Raw genomic sequence first — 18,295 nt, forward strand, 5'->3', positions numbered from 1 at the left:
GGCTATGCCGGGTTTGGGGACGCCTCGGGGGGAGATGTTTAAAATGAGGGCGGCATTCTGCAGCGCAGAAAGTGAATATATTGTGGCGGTGAATTAATGAACCGCTTCCAACCCGATGACGTTCCGGTGCTTTCCCGCCCGGAGGAGGGCTGCGGTCCGATCCTGCCGCCGCACGGGTCGACCGCCCCGCCGATGCGCCAGCAGGTCTTCGACTGCATCCGGTCGCGCGGGCGCATGTCGCGAATCGATGTCGCCAAGTACCTGGGCGTCAGCCCCGCCTCGGTCACGTCGCTGGTCTCGGAGCTGCTGGCGGCGGGGCTTCTGACCGAGGTTGCGGGGCCCGGGCCGCAGAAGACGACCAACCGGGGCCGTCCGCCGGTGGCATTGTCGGTGCGGGCCGAGGCGGGCTATGTCGCCGGGATCAAGCTGAGCGATCTGGTTCATACCGGCGTCATCGTCGATTTCGCCGGCCGCCCGGTGGCCGAGGCCCGCCTGTCGCGACCCGACCTGCGCACCGACATCGACCTTCTGGTCGACGAGGCCGATACCCTGCTGGAGCGCATGCTTGTCGAGGCAGGCATGACCCGCAGTGCCCTGTCGGCGGTGGGGATCGGGCTGCCCGGGATCGTCGATCACCCGAACGGCGTGGCGCTGTGGTCGCCCATCCTGCGCGGGCTTGGCATCCCGGTGGCGCAGCTGATGTCGGCGCGCATGGGGCTGCCGGTGCATGTCGACAACGATGCCAACGTGCTGACCATGGCCGAATTGTGGTACGGCGGTGGCCGCAGCCTCGCCGATTTCGCGGTGGTGACGCTGGAATTCGGTGTCGGCATGGGGCTGGTGATGAACCACAAGCTTTGGCGCGGCGCCCACAGCGTGGGCATGGAACTGGGCCACACCAAGGTGCAGCTCGACGGCGCGCTCTGCCGCTGCGGCCAGCGCGGCTGCCTCGAGGCCTATGTCTCGGATTACGCACTGGTGCGCGAGGCCTCGGTGGCGCTGAACCTGCACCGCAACCGCACCGACACCACGCAGGTCATGCTGGAAAACCTGTTCGATCAGGCCAAGGCCGGCAACGAGGCGGCGCGCAGCATCTTCCGGCGTGCCGGGCGCTATCTGGCGGTCGGGTTGGCGAATGTGATCAACCTGTTCGATCCGACGCGGGTGATCCTGTCGGGGGCACGAATGCGATACGACTATCTCTATGCCGAGGAGGTGCTGCGCGAGATGCGGGCGCTGACCCTGAACATGGGCCGCACCCTGCCCGAAGTCGAGATCAACGCCTGGGGCGATCTAGTCTGGGCCCGCGGCGCGGCAACGCTGGCGCTGTCCGCGGTGACCGAGGAGCGCACCGCAGGCGGGGAGGCAGCGGCATGACGCGGCGCATCACGAGGCTCGCCGCGGCGCTGCTGGTTGCCGCGAGCGTTGCGGCGCCGGTGTCGGCCGACCCGGTGGCGGTCCGCTTTGCCGACGAAAGCGCGGCCTTGCCGGTCGAGCACGTCTATTCCGGCGGATGGGAGCATTTCGTTGGCGGCGGGGTTGCGGTCTTCGATTGCAACGACGACGGCCGGCCCGAGATCCTGGCCGCCGGCGGCACCGAACCGGCGCGTCTGTTCCTGAACCGCACCGCGGGACCGGGCCAGCCGCTGGCCTTCGAGCTCGCCCCCGGCCTGCCCGCGTTGACCGAGACCACCGGCGCCTATCCGATCGACATCGACAGCGACGGGGTGATCGACCTGGCGGTGCTGCGGGTCGGGCCGAACGTGGTGCTGCGTGGGCTTGGCGATTGCCGGTTCGAGGAGGCGACCGAGGCGATGGGCCTGACCTTCCCCGACCGCTGGACCGCCGCCTTCTCGGCCACCTGGGAGGGCGACGCGGCGCGCCCGACGCTGGCCTATGGCAATTACGTCGACCGCAGCAATCCCGACGGACCGTTCGAGGCCTGCGACGTCAACGAACTCTATCGACCCGAGGGCGATCGCTATGGCGCAAGGCGCGAGCTTGCGCCTGGGTTCTGCGCGCTGTCGATGCTGTTCTCGGACTGGAAACGCGAGGGCCGGGCGGACCTGCGGGTGTCGAATGACCGGCATTACTATGTCCGCGGCGGCGCCGAACAGATGTGGCGGATGGGGGAAGAACCGCGGCTGCTGGGCGCCGGGGATGGTTGGCCTGCAATCTCGATCTGGGGCATGGGGATCGCCAGCCGCGATCTGAACGCCGACGGCCGCCCCGACCTTGTGCTGACCTCGATGGCCGATCAGCTGATGCTGCTGTCGGATGGGGCAAGCGCGTATCAGACCGCGCCCTATACCATGGGGGCTGCGGCGCAGCGGCCGCATCTGGGCGACGATGGCCGGCCTTCGACCGGCTGGACGGCGACATTCGGGGATGTGGACAATGACGGGCGGGACGATCTGTTCATCGCCAAGGGCAATGTCGATCAGATGCCCAGCAATGCGATCCACGATCCGAACAACCTGTTGATGCGCCAGCCCGATGGCTCGTTCATCGAGACCTCGGTCACGGCGGGTGTGGCGACGATGGCGCGGTCGCGCGGCGCGGCGCTGGCCGATTTCGACGGCGACGGGCGTCTCGATCTGACGGTGGTGAACCGCCGGGCGGCGATCGAGCTGTACCGCAACCTGTCCGAGGGCACCGGCAACTGGGTCGAGATCGCGCCGCGACAGGCGGGCGACAACGGCTTTGCGGTTGGCGCCTGGATCGAGCTTGCCTGCGATGGCGCGCCGCTGACGGCGCGCGAGATCACCATTGGCGGGGGCCATGCCGGTGGTGTCCTCTTGCCCGAACATTTCGGTCTGGGCGAGGTTGGCGAGCTGCGGGTGCGGGTCGTCTGGCCCGATGGCGGTGCCAGCGACTGGGTGCGCCTGGATGCGAACCAGCGGGTCGAGCTGTGGCGCGGCGATGGCGCGGCCGTCGAGGTAAGGCCTGCGGGCACAGCGGCACGTCCCTGAGGCGTGCCTGGGGTCGTGCGATCCGAGGACCTGGCACAAGCCCCTGCTCAGGGCGACGGCTGCGGTCAGCTTCGAGTCGGGCGGGTATCGGGCAGGGTGATCCGGGCCACCTGTTCGGCAATCGGATCGACGGACAGGGGATGGATTTCGGAATCATGCGCCACCGGGTCGCCGATCGGCTGCCAGATGCCGCCCTTGTAGATCTCGAGCGCATCGAACCCGGCCTTGTAGCCCATCTTCGGGCTGCCCGGCACCCAGTACCCGAGGTAGACATAGGGCAGACCCGCGCCGCGGGCGATGGCGATATGATCGAGGATGATATAGGTGCCAAGCGAGCGCTGGATCAGGTCCGGGTCATAGAAGCTGTAGACCATGCTCAACCCGTCATCGAGCACATCGGTCAGGCAAACTGCCGTCAGCGCCCCCGCGACCGGGCCGCGCGTTCCTTCGCGGCGCTCGCGGTATTCGACCACGCGCGACCGCACCGGGGTTTCCTCGACCATCGCCGCGAATTCGAAGATGTCCATGTCGGCCATGCCGCCGTCGGCGTGCCGGCTGTCGAGATAGCGGCGAAACAGCGTGTACTGATCCTCGGTCGCCCAGGGCGAGGTTGCCTGACGCACCAGAGTGTCGTTGCGGCGCATGGCGCGGCGCTGGCTGCGGCTGGGTTCAAAATCGGCCACCCGGATTCGCGCCGACAGGCAGGCCTTGCAATCGGCGCAGGACGGCCGATAGAGCACGTTCTGCGAGCGCCGGAAGCCCTGTTTCGACAGGGAGTCGTTCAGCGTGCCGGCATAGTCGCCCTGAAGTGCTGTGAACAGCTTTCGCTCCATCCGCCCGTTCAGATAGGGGCATGGCTGAGGGGCCGTCACATAGAACTGTGGTGCGATCGGTAGGGTGTGGCGCATCTGGGGGCGAAATATCGAGATTTACCGGCAAACGGTAGCAGGGCCAGGCAGTTCCGCCAAGCCCTGTTTCCGCTGTGCCGCCGTTCGGCAGCAGTGTCGCCTCAGCGGCTGCGGTTGATCGCCGTGGTCCCGAGGACCATGTCGTGCAGACCCTGGGAGCGTGCCGAGGTCATCATCAGCACCGCCGAGATCAGTTGCGGCACCAGGAACGAGACACAGAGCGTATAGAGCAGCGTGTGCATGATGGCATCGGCCGGCCCGAACCGTTCGCCGCGTCCGGTGCGCAGCTGGATCGACATCAGACGCATGCCCCAGGTCGCCGATCCGCCGGCGATGGTGAACACCCGGTAGAGGAAACTGATGCCAATCCAGAGCAAGGGATAGAAGAACAGCCCCAGGAAGGCGGTGAACGGCAGCGCCAGAAGCGTCAGCAGAAACACCAGAAGGGCGTCGAAGACCCAGGCGATCGCCCGCTTGACCGGGACGTCGGCATAGAGGTCGGCGTGAAGATCGGGGTCGGGAAGGCCCCAGAGAGGGTCGTTCATGCTGCTCATCTGTGCGGGATCCATGGAAAGTTCAAGGGCGGTTGCGAAAGCGCCGCGACCGGGATGCGGCCGCGGCATCGGAGAGAGGGGCAGGGTCGGGCGGCCGGGGCGCAGGGATCGGCGCCCCGACGTTCGGGATCACGAGGCGTTGGGCGTTTCGCCCTCGATCGCATCGTCGTTCGGCGTGCGCGCACTGCGGGCGCGGTCCGCCATGAACTGGTCGAACTCGTTCTTGTCCTTGGCTTCGCGCAGCCGTTGCAGGAACGACTCGAAGGCTTCCTGCTCTTGCTCCAGCCGTTGCAGCGTCTCGGTCTTGTAGGCGTCAAAGGCGCTGTTGCCGCTCGGCCGCATGGCGGCGTGCATGGCGTGGAAGTCGCGATGGCGGCCGCGGCCGCGGTGTTGGCAGGTTCCCCTGAACATTCGTTTGCTCCAGATCATGTATGCAAGAAAGGCAAGCCCGATGGGCCAGAAAATGATGAACCCCAGGATCATGGCAGCGATCCAGGCACCCTTCCCGCGCTGGTCCAGCCAGCTTTCGGCCCGTCCGAACCACCCAGTGGCTGCGACGTCGGCGGTTGTCATGTCGAACTCCTCGTTTCTGTCTATGTGAATGTCTTTCACATTATCCGAGATGGGAGATCACGCGCCGGTGTTCAAGACCACATGTGAAAGGTTTTTACATTTTTTGAGGGCGCGCCCCGACGCCGTCCCGGCGCAGTCGCTGCTCAGGCTTCGGTGAATTCTGCCTCGGTCGCGCCGCAGATCGCGCGCAGCGTTTCGGGGGCGATGCCGAACACGTGGCGCGGCGTGCCTGCCGCCGCCCAGACCAGGTCGAAATCGTTCAGGCGGGGGTCGAAGAAGCTGCGGATCGGGGTCTTGTGGCCGACGGGCGAGACACCGCCGATGGCAAAACCCGTGACCTCGCGCACCCGCCTGCCCTCGGCCGGGTGGGTCAGCTCGCCCAGCAGATCTGCAATGCGTGCGGTCGAGACCCGGTTGCCGCCGGCCGTGACGAACAGGGTCAGCACGCCGCTTTGTCCGCCCTCGACGACGATCGACTTGGCGATCTGGTCAAGCTCGCATCCCACGGCCTCGGCGGCGGCCAGAGCGGTGCGGGTGCTGTCGGGCATCTCGCGCAGGTCATGCGCCGCACCGGCAGCATCGAGCGCTGCCATAACGCGCTTCAAGCTCTTGCTCATCCCGACTCCTTTCGCCCTCGGCCCGCGCAGGATATTGTCATCTCCGACGATCACAAGACAAGGAACCGGGGCGATGGCGGCGGCGGAGCTGGAAACGATGCTCGCCTGCGAGACTGCGGTCTGGCAGGCGCTGCTGACGGGCGATGCCGCTGCCGATGCGGCGCTGCTCGAGGCGGGCTTCCTCGGGGTCTATGCCACAGGCTTTGGCGACCGTGCCGAGCACGCGGCCCAGCTTGCCGGCGGTCCGACCGTGGCGGGATACCGGCTGAGCGAGGCGCGGTTGCTGCCGCTTGCCCCCGGGGTCGTGCTTCTGGCCTATCGCGCCGATTTCACCCGTGTCGGCGCCAGCGAGGAGGAGGCGATGTATGTCTCCTCGATCTGGCGTCGGGACGGAGACGGTTGGCGGAACGTCTTCAGTCAGGACACCGCCGCGGGCGAGGAACGGCCGGTTTGACGGAACGCTGACATCGGTCGCGGTAGCAGGGGGGCGCTGCCCCCCATCGCGGCGTGCCGCGACTCCCCCCGAGGTATTTTTGCCAAGAAGAAATCCGGGGTGGCGGGTTTGGACGGGGGCTGCGTTCAGTAGGCGCCGCTGCGCATCCGTTCCGAACGCCGCCGCAGCATTTCGAGCGTCACCAGCATCGACATCGAGATCAGGATCAGCATCGTCGCCACGGCAAGGATCGAGGGGCTGATCTGTTCGCGCAGGCCGGAGAACATCTGCCGCGGGATCGTCCGCTGTTCGGGACCGGCGAGAAACAGCACCAGCACCACCTCGTCGAAGGAGGTGACGAACGCGAACAGCGCGCCCGAGATCACGCCGGGCCGGATCAACGGGATCACGATGTCCCAATAGACCTTCAGCGGCCGCGCCCCCATGGACAGCCCGGCGTAGTAGAGCGAGCGGTCGAAGCCCGCGAGCGTTGCCGTGACGGTGATGATCACGAAGGGCACGCCGAGCGAGGCATGGGCGATGATCAGCCCGAAATAGGTCCCGACCAGGTTGAAGCGGGTGTAGAAGAAGAACATGCCGGCGGCGACGATGATCAGCGGCACGATCATCGGCGACAGCAGGAAGGCTGTGATCAGCCGCTTGAAGGGCATCGCCGGGTTCGAAAGCCCGACCGCCGCCACGGTGCCGAGGATCGTCGCGATCACCGCCGCGGCAATGCCGACGATGAAGCTGTTCTTGACCGCCAGCATCCAGCGTTCGTCGCTGAACACATCGGCGTACCAGCGCAGCGAATAGGCATCGAGGTCGAAGGAGACCATCCCGGGGGTGAACGAGAAATAGGGCTCGGCATTGAACGACAGCGGGACGATGACAAGGATCGGCAGCATCAGGAACAGCAGTACCGCAAAGGCGAACCAGCGCAGCCCGTAGTGACCGAGGATGTGCCAGAAGGTGTAATAGGCCGGAAGATGTTTCATGTGCCTATCCGAACTTGATGTTGCCGGCCCCGACGAAGCGGTCGTAGACCCAGTAGAGCAGCAGGATGACCACCAGCAGCATGGTGCCAAGCGCCGCTGCAAGCTCCCAGTTGTTCGATTGCTGCATGTGGAAGGCGATGATGTTCGAGATCATCTGTCCCTTGGTGCCGCCGACCAGCGCCGGCGTGATGTAGTAGCCGACCGAGATGATGAAGACGAGCAGCGCGCCGGCCGAAAGCCCGGGCAGGGTCATCGGCAGGTAGACCCGGAAGAAGGCGGGCAGCGGGCGCGCGCCCATCGACAGCGCCGCGCGCATGTAGCTGGGGTCGATCCCCTTCATCACGCTGTAGAGCGGCAGGATCATGAACGGCAAAAGGATATGGGTCATCGCGACGATGGTCGAGAATTCGGTGTAGAGCATCTCGAACGGCGAGCGGGTGATGCCCGCCCCCATCAGGAACGAGTTGACGACGCCGTTGGTTTGCAGCAGCGCGATCCAGGCGGTGGTGCGCACCAGAAGCGAGGTCCAGAATGGCAGCAATACGAAGACCATCAGAAGGTTTGCGGTCTTGGCCGGCGCGGTCGCCAGATAATGTGCCAGCGGATAGCCGAGGATCAGCGTTGCGATCGTGATGATCAGCGCCATCTTCAGCGTCTTGATGAACAGATCCACATAGATCCGCGCTCCGTCGCGCGGCATGATACCCCCCGCGGGCGAGCGTTCGAGATCCATGGCGGTCAGGAAATAATCTGCAGTGAACGTGTTGCCCGACGTGATGATGCCGCGCCAGACCTCGGGATCGGTCCATTTCTCGTCGGCTGCGGCCAAGAGCGCGGCGCCCGATGCGGCGATTTCGGAATCCTCGGCGCGGGCGATCTTGCGGGCGGTCGATTTCACCAGGCTCGAACTGCCGGGAACGACTCGGTTCAGTTCTTCGGCCATCTTGCCCGACAGCCGTTCGTCGGCCAGCCGCTTCAGGTCGGCGGCAAAGATCGCCTGGGTCTCGGCAGGTGGCAGGCCGGTGCGGTCCCAGGCCTTCAGCGCCTTCAGGCTGTCGGGGATCAGGGTGGAGACGGTCGGGTGATAGAAGCCGCGCACCAGCATGGTGCCGATCGGGGCCGCGAAGGTGAACAGCAGGAACAGCAGGAGCGGCGCGACAAACAGAAAGGCTGTCATGCGTCGCCGGCCCAGTTCGCTGCGGGCGGATCTGCGGTCGGCGGCGGTAAGGGGGATGTCGGTCATTGGCGCTCCTCGGGGATACGGGGCGGTCTTGCGATGCCGCGCGCCACTGTCTGGCAGCGCGCGGCCCGGTCTTGCGAGACTACTGCAGCAGCCACTCGTTGAAGGCTTCGCCGAGCGACTCGCCATAGTCGGCCCAGAAGATGCCGTCGGCCTTGATGCCGACGTCGGTGTGCGCCGAGGGCAGGCTCTGGGTGATGGCCGCGTCGACATAGGCGTCAGAGGACTTCCGCGTCGGGCCATAGGCCACGTCGATCATGCCGGCGAGCGGCTTCGAGCTGGTTGCGAACTTGATGAAGTCCCAGACCACGTCCTTCTTGGCCGTGCCCTTCAGGATCGACCAGACGTCGATGTCATAGACCTGGCCGTCCCAGACGATCTCGAACGGCTTGCCGTCATCGGCGATGGCGGCATAGATGCGGCCGTTTGCGGATTGCACCATTGCGGCGCCGCCGTCGTTCAGCAGTTGCGGCGCTTGCGACCAGCTGTCGAACCAGACAATGTCGTCCTTGATCGTGTCGAGCTTGGCGAAGGCGCGGGCCTGGCCCTCGTCGGTGGCCAGGACGTCATAGACCTCGTCCATCGGCACGCCGTCGGCCATCAGCGCCCATTCGAGGTTCACCTGCGGCCGTTTGCGCAGCGCGCGCTTGCCGGGGAATTTCTCGGTGTCGAAGAAATCGGCGATGGATGTCGGGGCCGGGCCCTCGGCGGCCTTGTCGTAGGCATAGATCACCGACCAGACGATCACGCCGACGCCGCATTCGTTGGCGATGGCCACGGGGATGAAATCTTCGGCCGCCGGTGTGCCGTCGTCGCCCGGCGGCAGATCGCCCATGTCGAGCACTTCAAGATAGCCCTCCGAGCAGGCCCGTTCGAGGTCGATCGCCTCGATGTCGACGGCATCCCACTGGATATTGCCGGCCTCGACCTGTGCCTTCATCTCGGCGATGCCGCCCGGGTAATCCTCGAACAGCACCTCGTTGCCGGTCGCCTCGACCCAGGGGTCGATCATGTATTTCTTCTGGACCGCGCCATAGGCGCCGCCCCAGGACACGATGGTCACGGTTTCGGCCTGTGCCTGGCCCATGGCGCACAGCATAAGGGCTGTGACACCGGCCAGAAGTTTTGTGTGAAGTTTCATTGGTCTCTCCTGTTGGTGGGGACCTGCGGCGGGGTCTCGGCCCCTTCCCCGATTGACGCGCCCCTCAGGCCGGGAACGCGATGCAGTCTTTGGCAAACCAGACCAGCGAGGCGATATCGCCTTCCTTGAGGTCGGGGGCGGCGGAATCGTTGAGAAACTTGATGTTGATGTCGCCGCCGCCCTGCAGCTTGAAATAGTAGCGGATGAAATCACCGACATAATAGTGGGTCACGTGCCGGACGCTCACCTGATTGTCGTGCGCGCCGCGGTCATCCTGCATGTAGAGCTTTTCGGGCCGGACCGAGATCCGGCACCGCGTGTTCGCGGCCAGTCCATGCGCGGCGACGGCGGTGATCGTACCGCCCTCGGGCAGGGTGATCTTCGCCATGCCGTCGGCAATGGTGTCGACATGGCCGTTGACGAAGTTGTTCTCGCCGATGAAGTCGGCGACGAAGGCGTTGCTGGGCTTTTCGTACAGCTCGGCGGGTGGCGCGCATTGCTGCACCACACCATCGTTGAAGACCGCGATGCGGGTCGACATCGACAATGCCTCGGTCTGGTCATGGGTGACATAGACCACGGTGAAGCCAAGCTTTTCGTGCAGCCGGGTGATTTCGTACTGCATCTGCTCGCGCAGCTTCTTGTCGAGCGCGCCGAGCGGTTCGTCCATCAGGATCAGCGAGGGTTCGAAGATCAGCGCCCGCGCCAGCGCAACCCGCTGGCGCTGTCCGCCCGACAACTGGCCGGGATAGCGGCCGCGAAATCCGTGCAGTTCGACGAGGTTCAGGTATTCGCCGACCCGATCCTGGATGTCCGAGCGGGTCATTTTCCGCACCTGCAGCGGATAGGCGAGGTTCTCGGCGATCGTCATGTGCGGGAACAGCGCGTAGTTCTGGAACACCATGCCGATGTTGCGCTTGTAGGGCGCGGTTCTGGTGATCGACTTGCCGGAAATGCTGATGTCGCCGCTGGTCACGCTTTCGAACCCTGCCAGCATCATCAGCACCGTGCTCTTGCCCGATCCCGAGGGGCCGAGCAGGGTCAGGAATTCGCCTTCGGCCACATCGAGGCTGAAATCCTTAACCACCAGCGTCTTCTGGTCGTAGCTTTTCTTGACATTGTCGAACCGTAGGAAAACGTCGCTTCTGTCCAAGGGCATGCCGGGTTCCGGTCCTCTCTGCTTTGTCACGATATCCCAAACTCCAGACGCGCCGCAGGACCAGTGCGGCAGAAACGGGGTTCGGAATTGGTCCTATCGTGGCGGATGCCGAGGCTGTTGCAACGAATTTGTGCATCGTCGGCCCGGATTTCCTGTGGCCTTGATGTCCCTGGTCTGGCGCGTCGCCGGTGGCGGCGACCGAAGGGGTGGCACCCCAGCCCTGCTGTTTTCTTATTAAGTTATTGAAATTAAATCTGTTAATTTGCGTGGCCGCAGTTCTCTCGATCACATGCCGCCACGCCTGATCCTGCCCTGGCAACGTACCGGGGCGTTCGCCGCCAACCCGACCGGTAGCTTTGCCGCATACCTCTGTCACGATTTCGAGCAGGTTGTGCGATTTCCGGGCGGTTCTGTGACGCGCGCTTCTGTGACCTCCAGCGCCCCGCGGCACGCGCCCTTTGTCTCGGCGGTCGGGGATGTCGCCCGGCGTCTCGTCACAAGGACAGCACGACCGGGCCAGCGCGCGCCCAAAATGTTGGCAGAAACGGTCGGGAATGCCGAAAACCACACCCGGCCTCCATTGTCGGCGCATTGTAGCGTTTGTCACAACGCTTCCATTTCGAATGAGTTTTCACCAAGGTATTGAAATAAAACGATCTTGTTTCGGCTCCGGGGTTGGCACGCTGCGTGCTGAATAGGCGTCGAGTGCGGCCGAGCCGCCGTCTCGTTCAATGTAGATGAACCGAAACAAGGAACCGCAAATGAGCGCACTTCGGCAAATCGCCTTCTACGGCAAGGGTGGGATCGGCAAGTCGACCACCTCGCAGAACACGTTGGCTGCTCTCGTCGAGCTGGGTCAAAAGATCCTGATCGTCGGGTGCGACCCCAAGGCCGACTCCACCCGCCTGATCCTGAACTCCAAGGCTCAGGACACCGTGCTGCACCTGGCGGCCGAAATGGGTTCGGTCGAGGACCTCGAACTCGAAGACGTCCTGAAGGTCGGCTTCAAGGACATCAAATGTGTCGAGTCCGGCGGACCGGAGCCGGGGGTTGGCTGCGCCGGCCGCGGCGTGATCACCTCGATCAACTTCCTGGAAGAAAACGGCGCCTATGACGACGTCGACTATGTCTCCTACGACGTGCTCGGCGACGTGGTTTGCGGCGGCTTCGCAATGCCCATCCGCGAAAACAAGGCCCAGGAAATCTATATCGTGATGTCGGGCGAGATGATGGCGCTCTATGCCGCCAACAACATCTCGAAGGGCATCCTGAAGTACGCCAACTCGGGCGGCGTGCGTCTGGGCGGCCTGATCTGCAACGAGCGCCAGACCGACAAGGAACTGGAACTGGCCGAAGCCATGGCTGCCAAGCTCGGCTCGAAGCTGATCCACTTCGTGCCGCGCGACAATATCGTGCAGCACGCCGAACTGCGCCGTCAGACCGTCATCGAATACGCGCCCGACAGCAAGCAGGCCGACGAGTACCGCCAGCTCGCCACCAAGATCCACAACAACTCGGGCAAGGGCGTGATCCCGACCCCGATCACGATGGAAGAGCTGGAAGAGATGCTGATGGAGTTCGGCATCATGCAGTCGGAAGAAGAGCGTCTGGCAGCGATCGCTGCGACCGAAGCAGCCGCGGGCTAATTTCTCGTGGCCGGCCCGTCGCGGGCCGGCCCTCAACCGCCAGTGAGAAGGAGCCAAAAGGATGGCCAAAGATCACGTCAGCGGCCCGGAAGACTACGAGGCCCTCATCGAAGAGGTGCTCGAAGCCTATCCGCTCAAGGCCCGTAAAAGACGCGCCAAGCACCTGCAGGTGTCCCAGGCCGACCCCGAATCCGAGCCCGATGCCACGACCGGCATTGCCAGCAAATGCGACACCACGAAGTCGAACATCAAGTCGATCCCCGGCGTGATGACGGTTCGCGGCTGTGCCTATGCAGGGTCCAAGGGCGTGGTCTGGGGTCCGGTCAAGGACATGATCCACATCAGCCACGGTCCCGTGGGATGCGGTCAGTATTCCTGGTCCCAGCGCCGCAACTACTACATCGGCAAGACCGGCATCGACAGCTTCGTGACCATGCAGTTCACGACCGATTTCCAGGAAAAGGACATCGTCTTCGGCGGCGACAAGAAGCTCGCCAAGATGATCGACGAACTGGAAGAGCTGTTCCCGCTGAGCCGGGGCACCACGATCCAGTCGGAATGCCCGATCGGCCTGATCGGCGATGACATCGAGGCGGTTGCCAAGGCGAAGAACAAGGAACACGGCAAGACCATGGTTCCCGTTCGTTGCGAAGGCTTCCGTGGCGTGTCGCAATCGCTCGGCCACCACATCGCCAACGACGCTGTGCGGGACTGGGTCTATGAAAAGGGCGACGGCGGGGCTGCCAAGGACTACGAGGGCGGCAAGTACGACGTCAACGTGATCGGCGACTACAACATCGGCGGCGACGCCTGGGCCTCGCGCATCCTGCTCGAGGAAATGGGCCTGAACGTGGTCGGCAACTGGTCCGGCGACGCCACCCTGGCCGAGATCGAGCGTGCACCGAAGGCCAAGCTGAACCTCATCCACTGCTACCGGTCGATGAACTACATCTGCCGCTACATGGAAGAGAAGTACGGCGTGGCCTGGATGGAGTACAACTTCTTCGGTCCGACCCAGATCGCCGCGTCGCTTCGCGCCATCGCGAAGAACTTCGACGAGACGATCCAGGAGAACGCCGAGAAGGTGATCGCCAAGTACCAGCCGCTGGTCGATGCGATCAACGCCAAGTACCGTCCGCGCCTCGAAGGCAAGTCGGTCATGCTCTATGTCGGCGGCCTGCGTCCGCGCCACGTCGTCACCGCCTATGACGACCTCGGCATGGTCATCGCCGGCACCGGCTATGAGTTCGGCCATGGCGACGACTACAAGCGCACCGGTCACTATGTGAAAGAAGGCACGCTGATCTACGACGACGTCACGGGCTATGAGCTCGAGAAGTTCATCGAAAAGATCCGCCCCGACCTGGTCGGCTCGGGCATCAAGGAAAAGTACCCGACGCAGAAGATGGGCATCCCGTTCCGTCAGATGCACAGCTGGGACTATTCCGGCCCGTACCACGGCTATGACGGCTATGCCATCTTCGCCCGCGACATGGACCTGGCGATCAACAACCCGGTCTGGGGCATGTACGACGCCCCCTGGGACAAGCCTGCCGCCATCGCGGCCGAGTGACCCTGACCCGCGGGAGGTGCCTCCCTCGATCTCCCGCGGGATCCCTGTTTCCTCAATCCGGCGCGTCTCGGAATGCGGACGGCCAACACGAAGGATCAAGACCATGCCCCAATCGGCGGACAAGGTGCTCGACCATGCACCGCTCTTCCAGCAGCCCGAATACAAGGAGATGCTGAAGAACAAGAAGGTCAAGTTCGAATGCGGCCATCCCGACGAGATGGTCAAGGAAATCGGCGACTGGAGCAAATCCTGGGACTACCGGGAAAAGAACCTCGCCCGCACCGCGGCGACCATCAACCCGGCCAAGGCCTGCCAGCCGCTGGGGGCCGTCTTTGCCGCCGCCGGCTATGAAAGCACGATGAGCTTCGTGCACGGCTCGCAGGGCTGCGTCGCCTATTACCGCTCGCACCTGTCGCGCCACTTCAAGGAGCCGGCCTCGGCGGTCTCCTCCTCGATGACCGAAGATGCGGCGGTGTTCGGCGGGCTGAACAACATGGTCGACGGTCTTGCCAATACCAAGGCGCTGTATGACCCGAAGATGATTGCGGTCTCGACCACCTGCATGGCCGAAGTCATCGGCGACGACCTGAACTCCTTCATCCAGCGGGCCAAGGAAGCCGGCTCGGTGGAACAGGACTTCGACGTTCCCTTTGCCCACACCCCGGCCTTCGTCGGCTCGCATGTCGACGGCTATGACAACATGCAAAAGGGCATCCTGACCAACTTCTGGGAAGGCCAGGAGCGGGTTGCGAACCAGTCGATCAACATCGTTCCGGGCTTCGACGGTTTTGCCGTCGGCAACATGCGCGAACTCAAGCGTATCCTCGAGACGATGGAAATCGACTACACCTTCCTGTCGGATGTGTCGGACGTTTATGACACCCCGTCGGACGGCACGTTCCGCATGTTCGATGGCGGCACCAAGCTCGAGGACGTCAAGGCTGCGCTGAACGCCAAGGCCACGATCTCGATGCAGGAATACTGCTCGCCGAAGACGCTCGAGTACTGCGAGAAGCAGGGCCAGGAAACGACCTCCTTCCATTATCCGATGGGTGTGGCCGCAACCGACGAACTGCTGATGAAGCTCTCCGAACTCAGCGGCAAGGCGATCCCCGACAGCCTGAAGCTGGAGCGTGGTCGCCTGATCGACGCGATGGCCGACAGCCAGGCCTATCTGCACGGCAAGACCTATGCGATCTACGGCGACCCCGACTTCGTCTATGCCATGGCCCGCTTCGTCCTCGAAACCGGCGGCGAGCCCCGGCACTGCCTTGCCACCAACGGCAACAAGGCCTGGGCGAAGAAGATGCAGGCGCTGTTCGACTCCTCGGACTTCGGCAAGGAATGCCAGGTCTGGGCCGGCAAGGATCTTTGGCACATGCGGTCGCTCATGGCGACCGAGCCGGTCGATCTGCTGATCGGCAGCTCCTATGGCAAGTACCTCGAGCGCGACCTCGGCACGCCGCTGATCCGCCTGTCGTTCCCGATCTTCGATCGTCACCACCATCACCGCTTCCCGACCTGGGGTTACCAGGGCGGCCTGCAGGTTCTGGTCAAGCTGCTCGATACGATCTTCGACAAGCTTGATGAAGAAACCGACGTCCCGGGCGAGACCGACTACAGCTATGACCTGACCCGCTGAGGCCGGTCCGCAGCCACGGGTTCGACCCGAAACCAACGCCGGCAGCCCGAAGGGGCTGCCGGTTGTCGTTTGTCCGCCGGATCAGAGCGGTATCCGCGTCTTGTACTCTTGGTGCAGACCGACCCAGGCATCCCAGAACGGCGGCGGCACTGTGCCCGAGGCGCGGGCCACAAGCAGATCGAGATGCGCATGCCAGCCGGCGCCGATCATCTGCCGCATCTCGCCCTCGGGCAGGCGGCGGTGCACCAGCGTCAGCAGCACGTCGCTGCCCTGTGCGGAAAGCGAGATCGTGACCTCGCCATCGGCCCCCCAGGTGAAGCCAAGCTGATGCGGCGGTTCGAGCGTGGTAATCCGGCTCTCCATCCGGTGCTCGCCGGTCAAGCCATCGGGCCGCTTTCCCGGCGGATCGGTCAGTTCGTTGTTCCTCCAGACCAATTCGAAGGGCGCGCCGACCGTCATGTCCATGTCGCCCGCGGCCAGCCATTTTCGGCGAAGGTCGCTTTCGGTCAGATAGGACCAGACCCGCTCGACCGGGCCGGGCAGGATCCGCCGGATCGTCAGGGTGTCGGGTGCGCTCAGCGTGCCATAGGCATCGATTGTCTCGGTATCGGTCATGCGTCGTCTCCCTTCGGGGTTGATGGTGTCGTGTCGCATTCCTTGCGCAACAGATCTTCGAGGGCATCCAGCCGGCTATTCCAGAATCCTTCGTAGAAGCTCAGCCATTCATGGGCGTTTGCCAGAGCCACCGGGTTGAGCCGGCAGACATGCGTACGCCAACGCACCTCGCGACGGATCAGGCCGGACTTTTCCAGCGCCTTGATGTGCTTCGAGACCGCCGCAAGCGAGATATCGAAGGGCGCCGCCAGGTCACCGACACTGCGTTCGCCCTCCGAGAGGGCGCGCAGCATCTGTCGGCGTGTGGGATCGCCAAGGGCGTGAAAGATGGCGTCGAGCTGGGGGGATTCTGATTCAACCATAGTGTTGAATGTATACCTGTGGCGAAATGAATCAACCAAAGAGTTTAATGACGGTGCCCTGCCTCCAATCTCCGTGGTGATCGGGGGGCGACAGGTGCGGGGCGCAGCGGCCGTCACGCCCGCCCGTTTGTCGTGTCACATCCCCGACAATGCGCCCGACATTCGACCGGGCCCGGCTTTCCGGCTACATTCCGGCTCTGATCTGTTCGGTATTTCAGTCTCTTGAGGCGGCGGGCCCCGCACGCTCGAACTTGGCACGCCGCTTGCTGTGTTTCTTGAAACCACAGGGGTGTGCCATGGCCGACGCATTGAAGGACAAGATTGCCGATGTCTTCAACGAGCCTGCCTGCGGGACCAACGTCTCGAAGTCCGAACAGCAGCGCAAGAAGGGCTGCGCCAAGCCGTTGACGCCGGGGGCCGCCGCCGGTGGCTGCGCCTTCGATGGCGCCATGATCGCGCTGCAACCCATCGTCGACGCTGCGCATCTGGTCCACGCGCCGCTCGCCTGCGCCGGCAATTCCTGGGACAACCGCGGCGCTGCCTCCTCGGGTTCGATCCTCTATCGCACCGGCTTCACCACCGACATGACCGAGCTCGATATCGTCATGGGCCATGGCGAGAAGAAGCTCTATCGCGCGATCAAGGAACTCGTCGCCGCGCATAACCCGCCGGCGGTCTTCGTCTATTCGACCTGCGTGCCCGCCCTGATCGGCGACGACATAGATGCGGTCTGCAAGGCCGCCACAGAGAAGTTCGGCACGCCCTGCATCCCGGTGAATGCGCCGGGCTATGTCGGATCGAAGAACCTTGGCAACAAGCTTGCGGGCGAGGCGCTGTTCGATCACGTGATCGGCACGCTCGAGCCCGAGGAATGCACGCCCTACGACGTCAACATCATCGGCGACTATAACTTGTCGGGCGAGTTGTGGCAGGTGAAGCCGCTGCTTGACCGGCTCGGGATCCGCATCCTCGGCTCGATCACCGGCGACGCCCGCTATCGCCAGGTGGCGATGGCGCACCGGGCGAAGGTCACGATGCTGGTCTGCTCGAAAGCGCTGATCAATCTCGCGCGGAAGCTGGACGAGACCTATGGCATTCCGTTCTTCGAAGGCTCCTTCTATGGCATCTCGGACACCTCCGAAGCGCTGCGCATCATGTGCCGGATGCTGGTGGAGCAGGGGGCGGAGCCCGAACTGCTCGACCGTTGCGAGGCGCTGATCGCCGAAGAGGAAGCGAAGGTCTGGGCCGATCTCGACCGGCTTCGTCCCCGTGTCGCGGGGCGAAAGGTGCTGCTCTACACTGGCGGCCACAAATCCTGGTCTGTCGTTTCGGCGCTGCAGGAACTTGGCATGGAGGTCATCGGCACCTCGGTCCGCAAGGCCACCGACGAGGACAAGGAGCGCGTGAAGGAAATCATGCAGACCGACGCGCACATGTTCGACAACATGGCGCCGAAAGACATGTACCGGTTGCTGAAAGACGCCAAGGCCGACGTGCTGATGTCGGGCGGACGCAGCCAGTTCGTGGCGCTGAAGGCCAAGATGCCCTGGGTCGACGTCAACCAGGAAAAGCACGAGCCCTATGCCGGATACGTCGGCATGATCGACATGGTTCGCGCCATCGACCGGGCGGTGAACAACCCGATGTGGGCAGAGCTTCGCAGCGACGCCCCCTGGGACGACCCGCTGCCCGCAACCACAGTGATGCCGGCGCACAAGGGGGCCTGTCCGGTCACGCATATTCCCGCCGGGGTCAACCGGCCGGTTGCCCCGACCCCACCAAGACCGGCGCGCGCCGAGGGACCCACCGGCGCCGGGTTCGCCGGGCTTGGCTCCTCTGAAACCGACTTCGAGGATTGCTGA

At 64.2% G+C, this 18,295-nt stretch carries 17 protein-coding genes; 7 read left to right on the top strand and 10 right to left on the bottom strand.

Features of this window, described 5'->3' with window-relative positions:
- Positions 1-96: 96 nt before the first annotated feature.
- Positions 97-1,377, top strand: a complete 1,281-nt coding sequence (locus DQG17_RS15430; protein ID WP_116133750.1) for an ROK family transcriptional regulator — start codon at positions 97-99, stop codon at positions 1,375-1,377.
- Positions 1,374-2,972 carry a CRTAC1 family protein gene (locus DQG17_RS15435; RefSeq protein WP_116133751.1) on the top strand — a complete coding sequence of 533 codons (1,599 nt, stop codon included), beginning with the start codon at positions 1,374-1,376 and terminating at the stop codon, positions 2,970-2,972. The genes DQG17_RS15430 and DQG17_RS15435 overlap by 4 nt, the downstream gene beginning before the upstream one ends.
- 65 nt (positions 2,973-3,037) lie before the next feature.
- Here DQG17_RS15435 and DQG17_RS15440 read toward each other — a convergent pair whose 3' ends face one another.
- The 4 genes from DQG17_RS15440 to DQG17_RS15455 all read right to left on the bottom strand — a co-directional run bounded on the left by DQG17_RS15440 (position 3,038) and on the right by DQG17_RS15455 (position 5,624).
- Positions 3,038-3,880 (bottom strand): arginyltransferase, encoded by an 843-nt coding sequence (locus tag DQG17_RS15440; RefSeq protein WP_116133752.1) that lies wholly within the window; start codon positions 3,878-3,880, stop codon positions 3,038-3,040.
- Positions 3,881-3,981: 101 nt separating this feature from the next.
- The gene (locus DQG17_RS15445) at positions 3,982-4,425 is read right to left on the bottom strand and encodes an RDD family protein (protein WP_116133929.1); all 444 of its coding nucleotides are present in this window, start codon (positions 4,423-4,425) and stop codon (positions 3,982-3,984) included.
- A gap of 138 nt (positions 4,426-4,563) precedes the next feature.
- Positions 4,564-5,007 (bottom strand): DUF2852 domain-containing protein, encoded by a 444-nt coding sequence (locus DQG17_RS15450; RefSeq protein WP_116133753.1) that lies wholly within the window; start codon positions 5,005-5,007, stop codon positions 4,564-4,566.
- A 143-nt stretch (positions 5,008-5,150) separates the two neighbouring features.
- Complete coding sequence (locus DQG17_RS15455) at positions 5,151-5,624, bottom strand: YbaK/EbsC family protein (protein WP_116133754.1); 474 nt, start codon at positions 5,622-5,624, stop codon at positions 5,151-5,153.
- 73 nt (positions 5,625-5,697) lie between these two features.
- Here DQG17_RS15455 and DQG17_RS15460 point away from each other — a divergent pair, with 73 nt between their 5' ends.
- The gene (locus tag DQG17_RS15460; protein WP_116133755.1) at positions 5,698-6,078 is read left to right on the top strand and encodes a nuclear transport factor 2 family protein; all 381 of its coding nucleotides are present in this window, start codon (positions 5,698-5,700) and stop codon (positions 6,076-6,078) included.
- A gap of 125 nt (positions 6,079-6,203) precedes the next feature.
- Here the strand turns inward: DQG17_RS15460 and DQG17_RS15465 are convergent, their stop codons facing one another.
- The 4 genes from DQG17_RS15465 to DQG17_RS15480 form a co-directional block, all read right to left on the bottom strand.
- Positions 6,204-7,055: an ABC transporter permease gene (locus tag DQG17_RS15465; RefSeq protein ID WP_116133756.1), complete on the bottom strand. Its 852-nt coding sequence runs from the start codon at positions 7,053-7,055 to the stop codon at positions 6,204-6,206.
- Positions 7,056-7,059: 4 nt separating this feature from the next.
- Complete coding sequence (locus DQG17_RS15470; RefSeq protein ID WP_116133757.1) at positions 7,060-8,298, bottom strand: ABC transporter permease; 1,239 nt, start codon at positions 8,296-8,298, stop codon at positions 7,060-7,062.
- A gap of 79 nt (positions 8,299-8,377) precedes the next feature.
- The gene (locus DQG17_RS15475; protein WP_116133758.1) at positions 8,378-9,436 is read right to left on the bottom strand and encodes an ABC transporter substrate-binding protein; all 1,059 of its coding nucleotides are present in this window, start codon (positions 9,434-9,436) and stop codon (positions 8,378-8,380) included.
- 64 nt (positions 9,437-9,500) lie between these two features.
- On the bottom strand, positions 9,501-10,595 hold the full coding sequence (locus tag DQG17_RS15480; RefSeq protein ID WP_116133759.1) for an ABC transporter ATP-binding protein: 1,095 nt from the start codon (positions 10,593-10,595) through the stop codon (positions 9,501-9,503).
- A gap of 761 nt (positions 10,596-11,356) precedes the next feature.
- Here DQG17_RS15480 and nifH point away from each other — a divergent pair.
- The 3 genes from nifH to nifK all read left to right on the top strand — a co-directional run bounded on the left by nifH (position 11,357) and on the right by nifK (position 15,456).
- A complete protein-coding gene (gene nifH, locus DQG17_RS15485; protein ID WP_116133760.1) occupies positions 11,357-12,241 on the top strand; it encodes a nitrogenase iron protein in 885 nt (294 codons plus the stop codon).
- 61 nt (positions 12,242-12,302) lie between these two features.
- A complete protein-coding gene (nifD, locus tag DQG17_RS15490) occupies positions 12,303-13,814 on the top strand; it encodes a nitrogenase molybdenum-iron protein alpha chain (RefSeq protein ID WP_116133761.1) in 1,512 nt (503 codons plus the stop codon).
- Positions 13,815-13,917: 103 nt separating this feature from the next.
- Positions 13,918-15,456: a nitrogenase molybdenum-iron protein subunit beta gene (gene nifK / locus DQG17_RS15495; RefSeq protein WP_116133762.1), complete on the top strand. Its 1,539-nt coding sequence runs from the start codon at positions 13,918-13,920 to the stop codon at positions 15,454-15,456.
- An 81-nt stretch (positions 15,457-15,537) separates the two neighbouring features.
- Here the strand turns inward: nifK and DQG17_RS15500 are convergent, their stop codons facing one another.
- Together DQG17_RS15500 and DQG17_RS15505 are read right to left on the bottom strand one after the other, a co-directional pair.
- Complete coding sequence (locus tag DQG17_RS15500; RefSeq protein ID WP_116133763.1) at positions 15,538-16,071, bottom strand: SRPBCC family protein; 534 nt, start codon at positions 16,069-16,071, stop codon at positions 15,538-15,540.
- On the bottom strand, positions 16,068-16,433 hold the full coding sequence (locus tag DQG17_RS15505; protein WP_116133764.1) for a helix-turn-helix transcriptional regulator: 366 nt from the start codon (positions 16,431-16,433) through the stop codon (positions 16,068-16,070). Before DQG17_RS15505 ends, DQG17_RS15500 begins: the two co-directional genes overlap by 4 nt.
- A gap of 296 nt (positions 16,434-16,729) precedes the next feature.
- On the opposite strand from DQG17_RS15505, the gene nifE reads away from it, so the two are divergent.
- Positions 16,730-18,295: a nitrogenase iron-molybdenum cofactor biosynthesis protein NifE gene (gene nifE / locus DQG17_RS15510; protein ID WP_116133765.1), complete on the top strand. Its 1,566-nt coding sequence runs from the start codon at positions 16,730-16,732 to the stop codon at positions 18,293-18,295.

It is taken from the genome of Tropicimonas sp. IMCC34043, assembly GCF_003390845.1.
Classification (GTDB): Bacteria; Pseudomonadota; Alphaproteobacteria; order Rhodobacterales; family Rhodobacteraceae; genus Tropicimonas.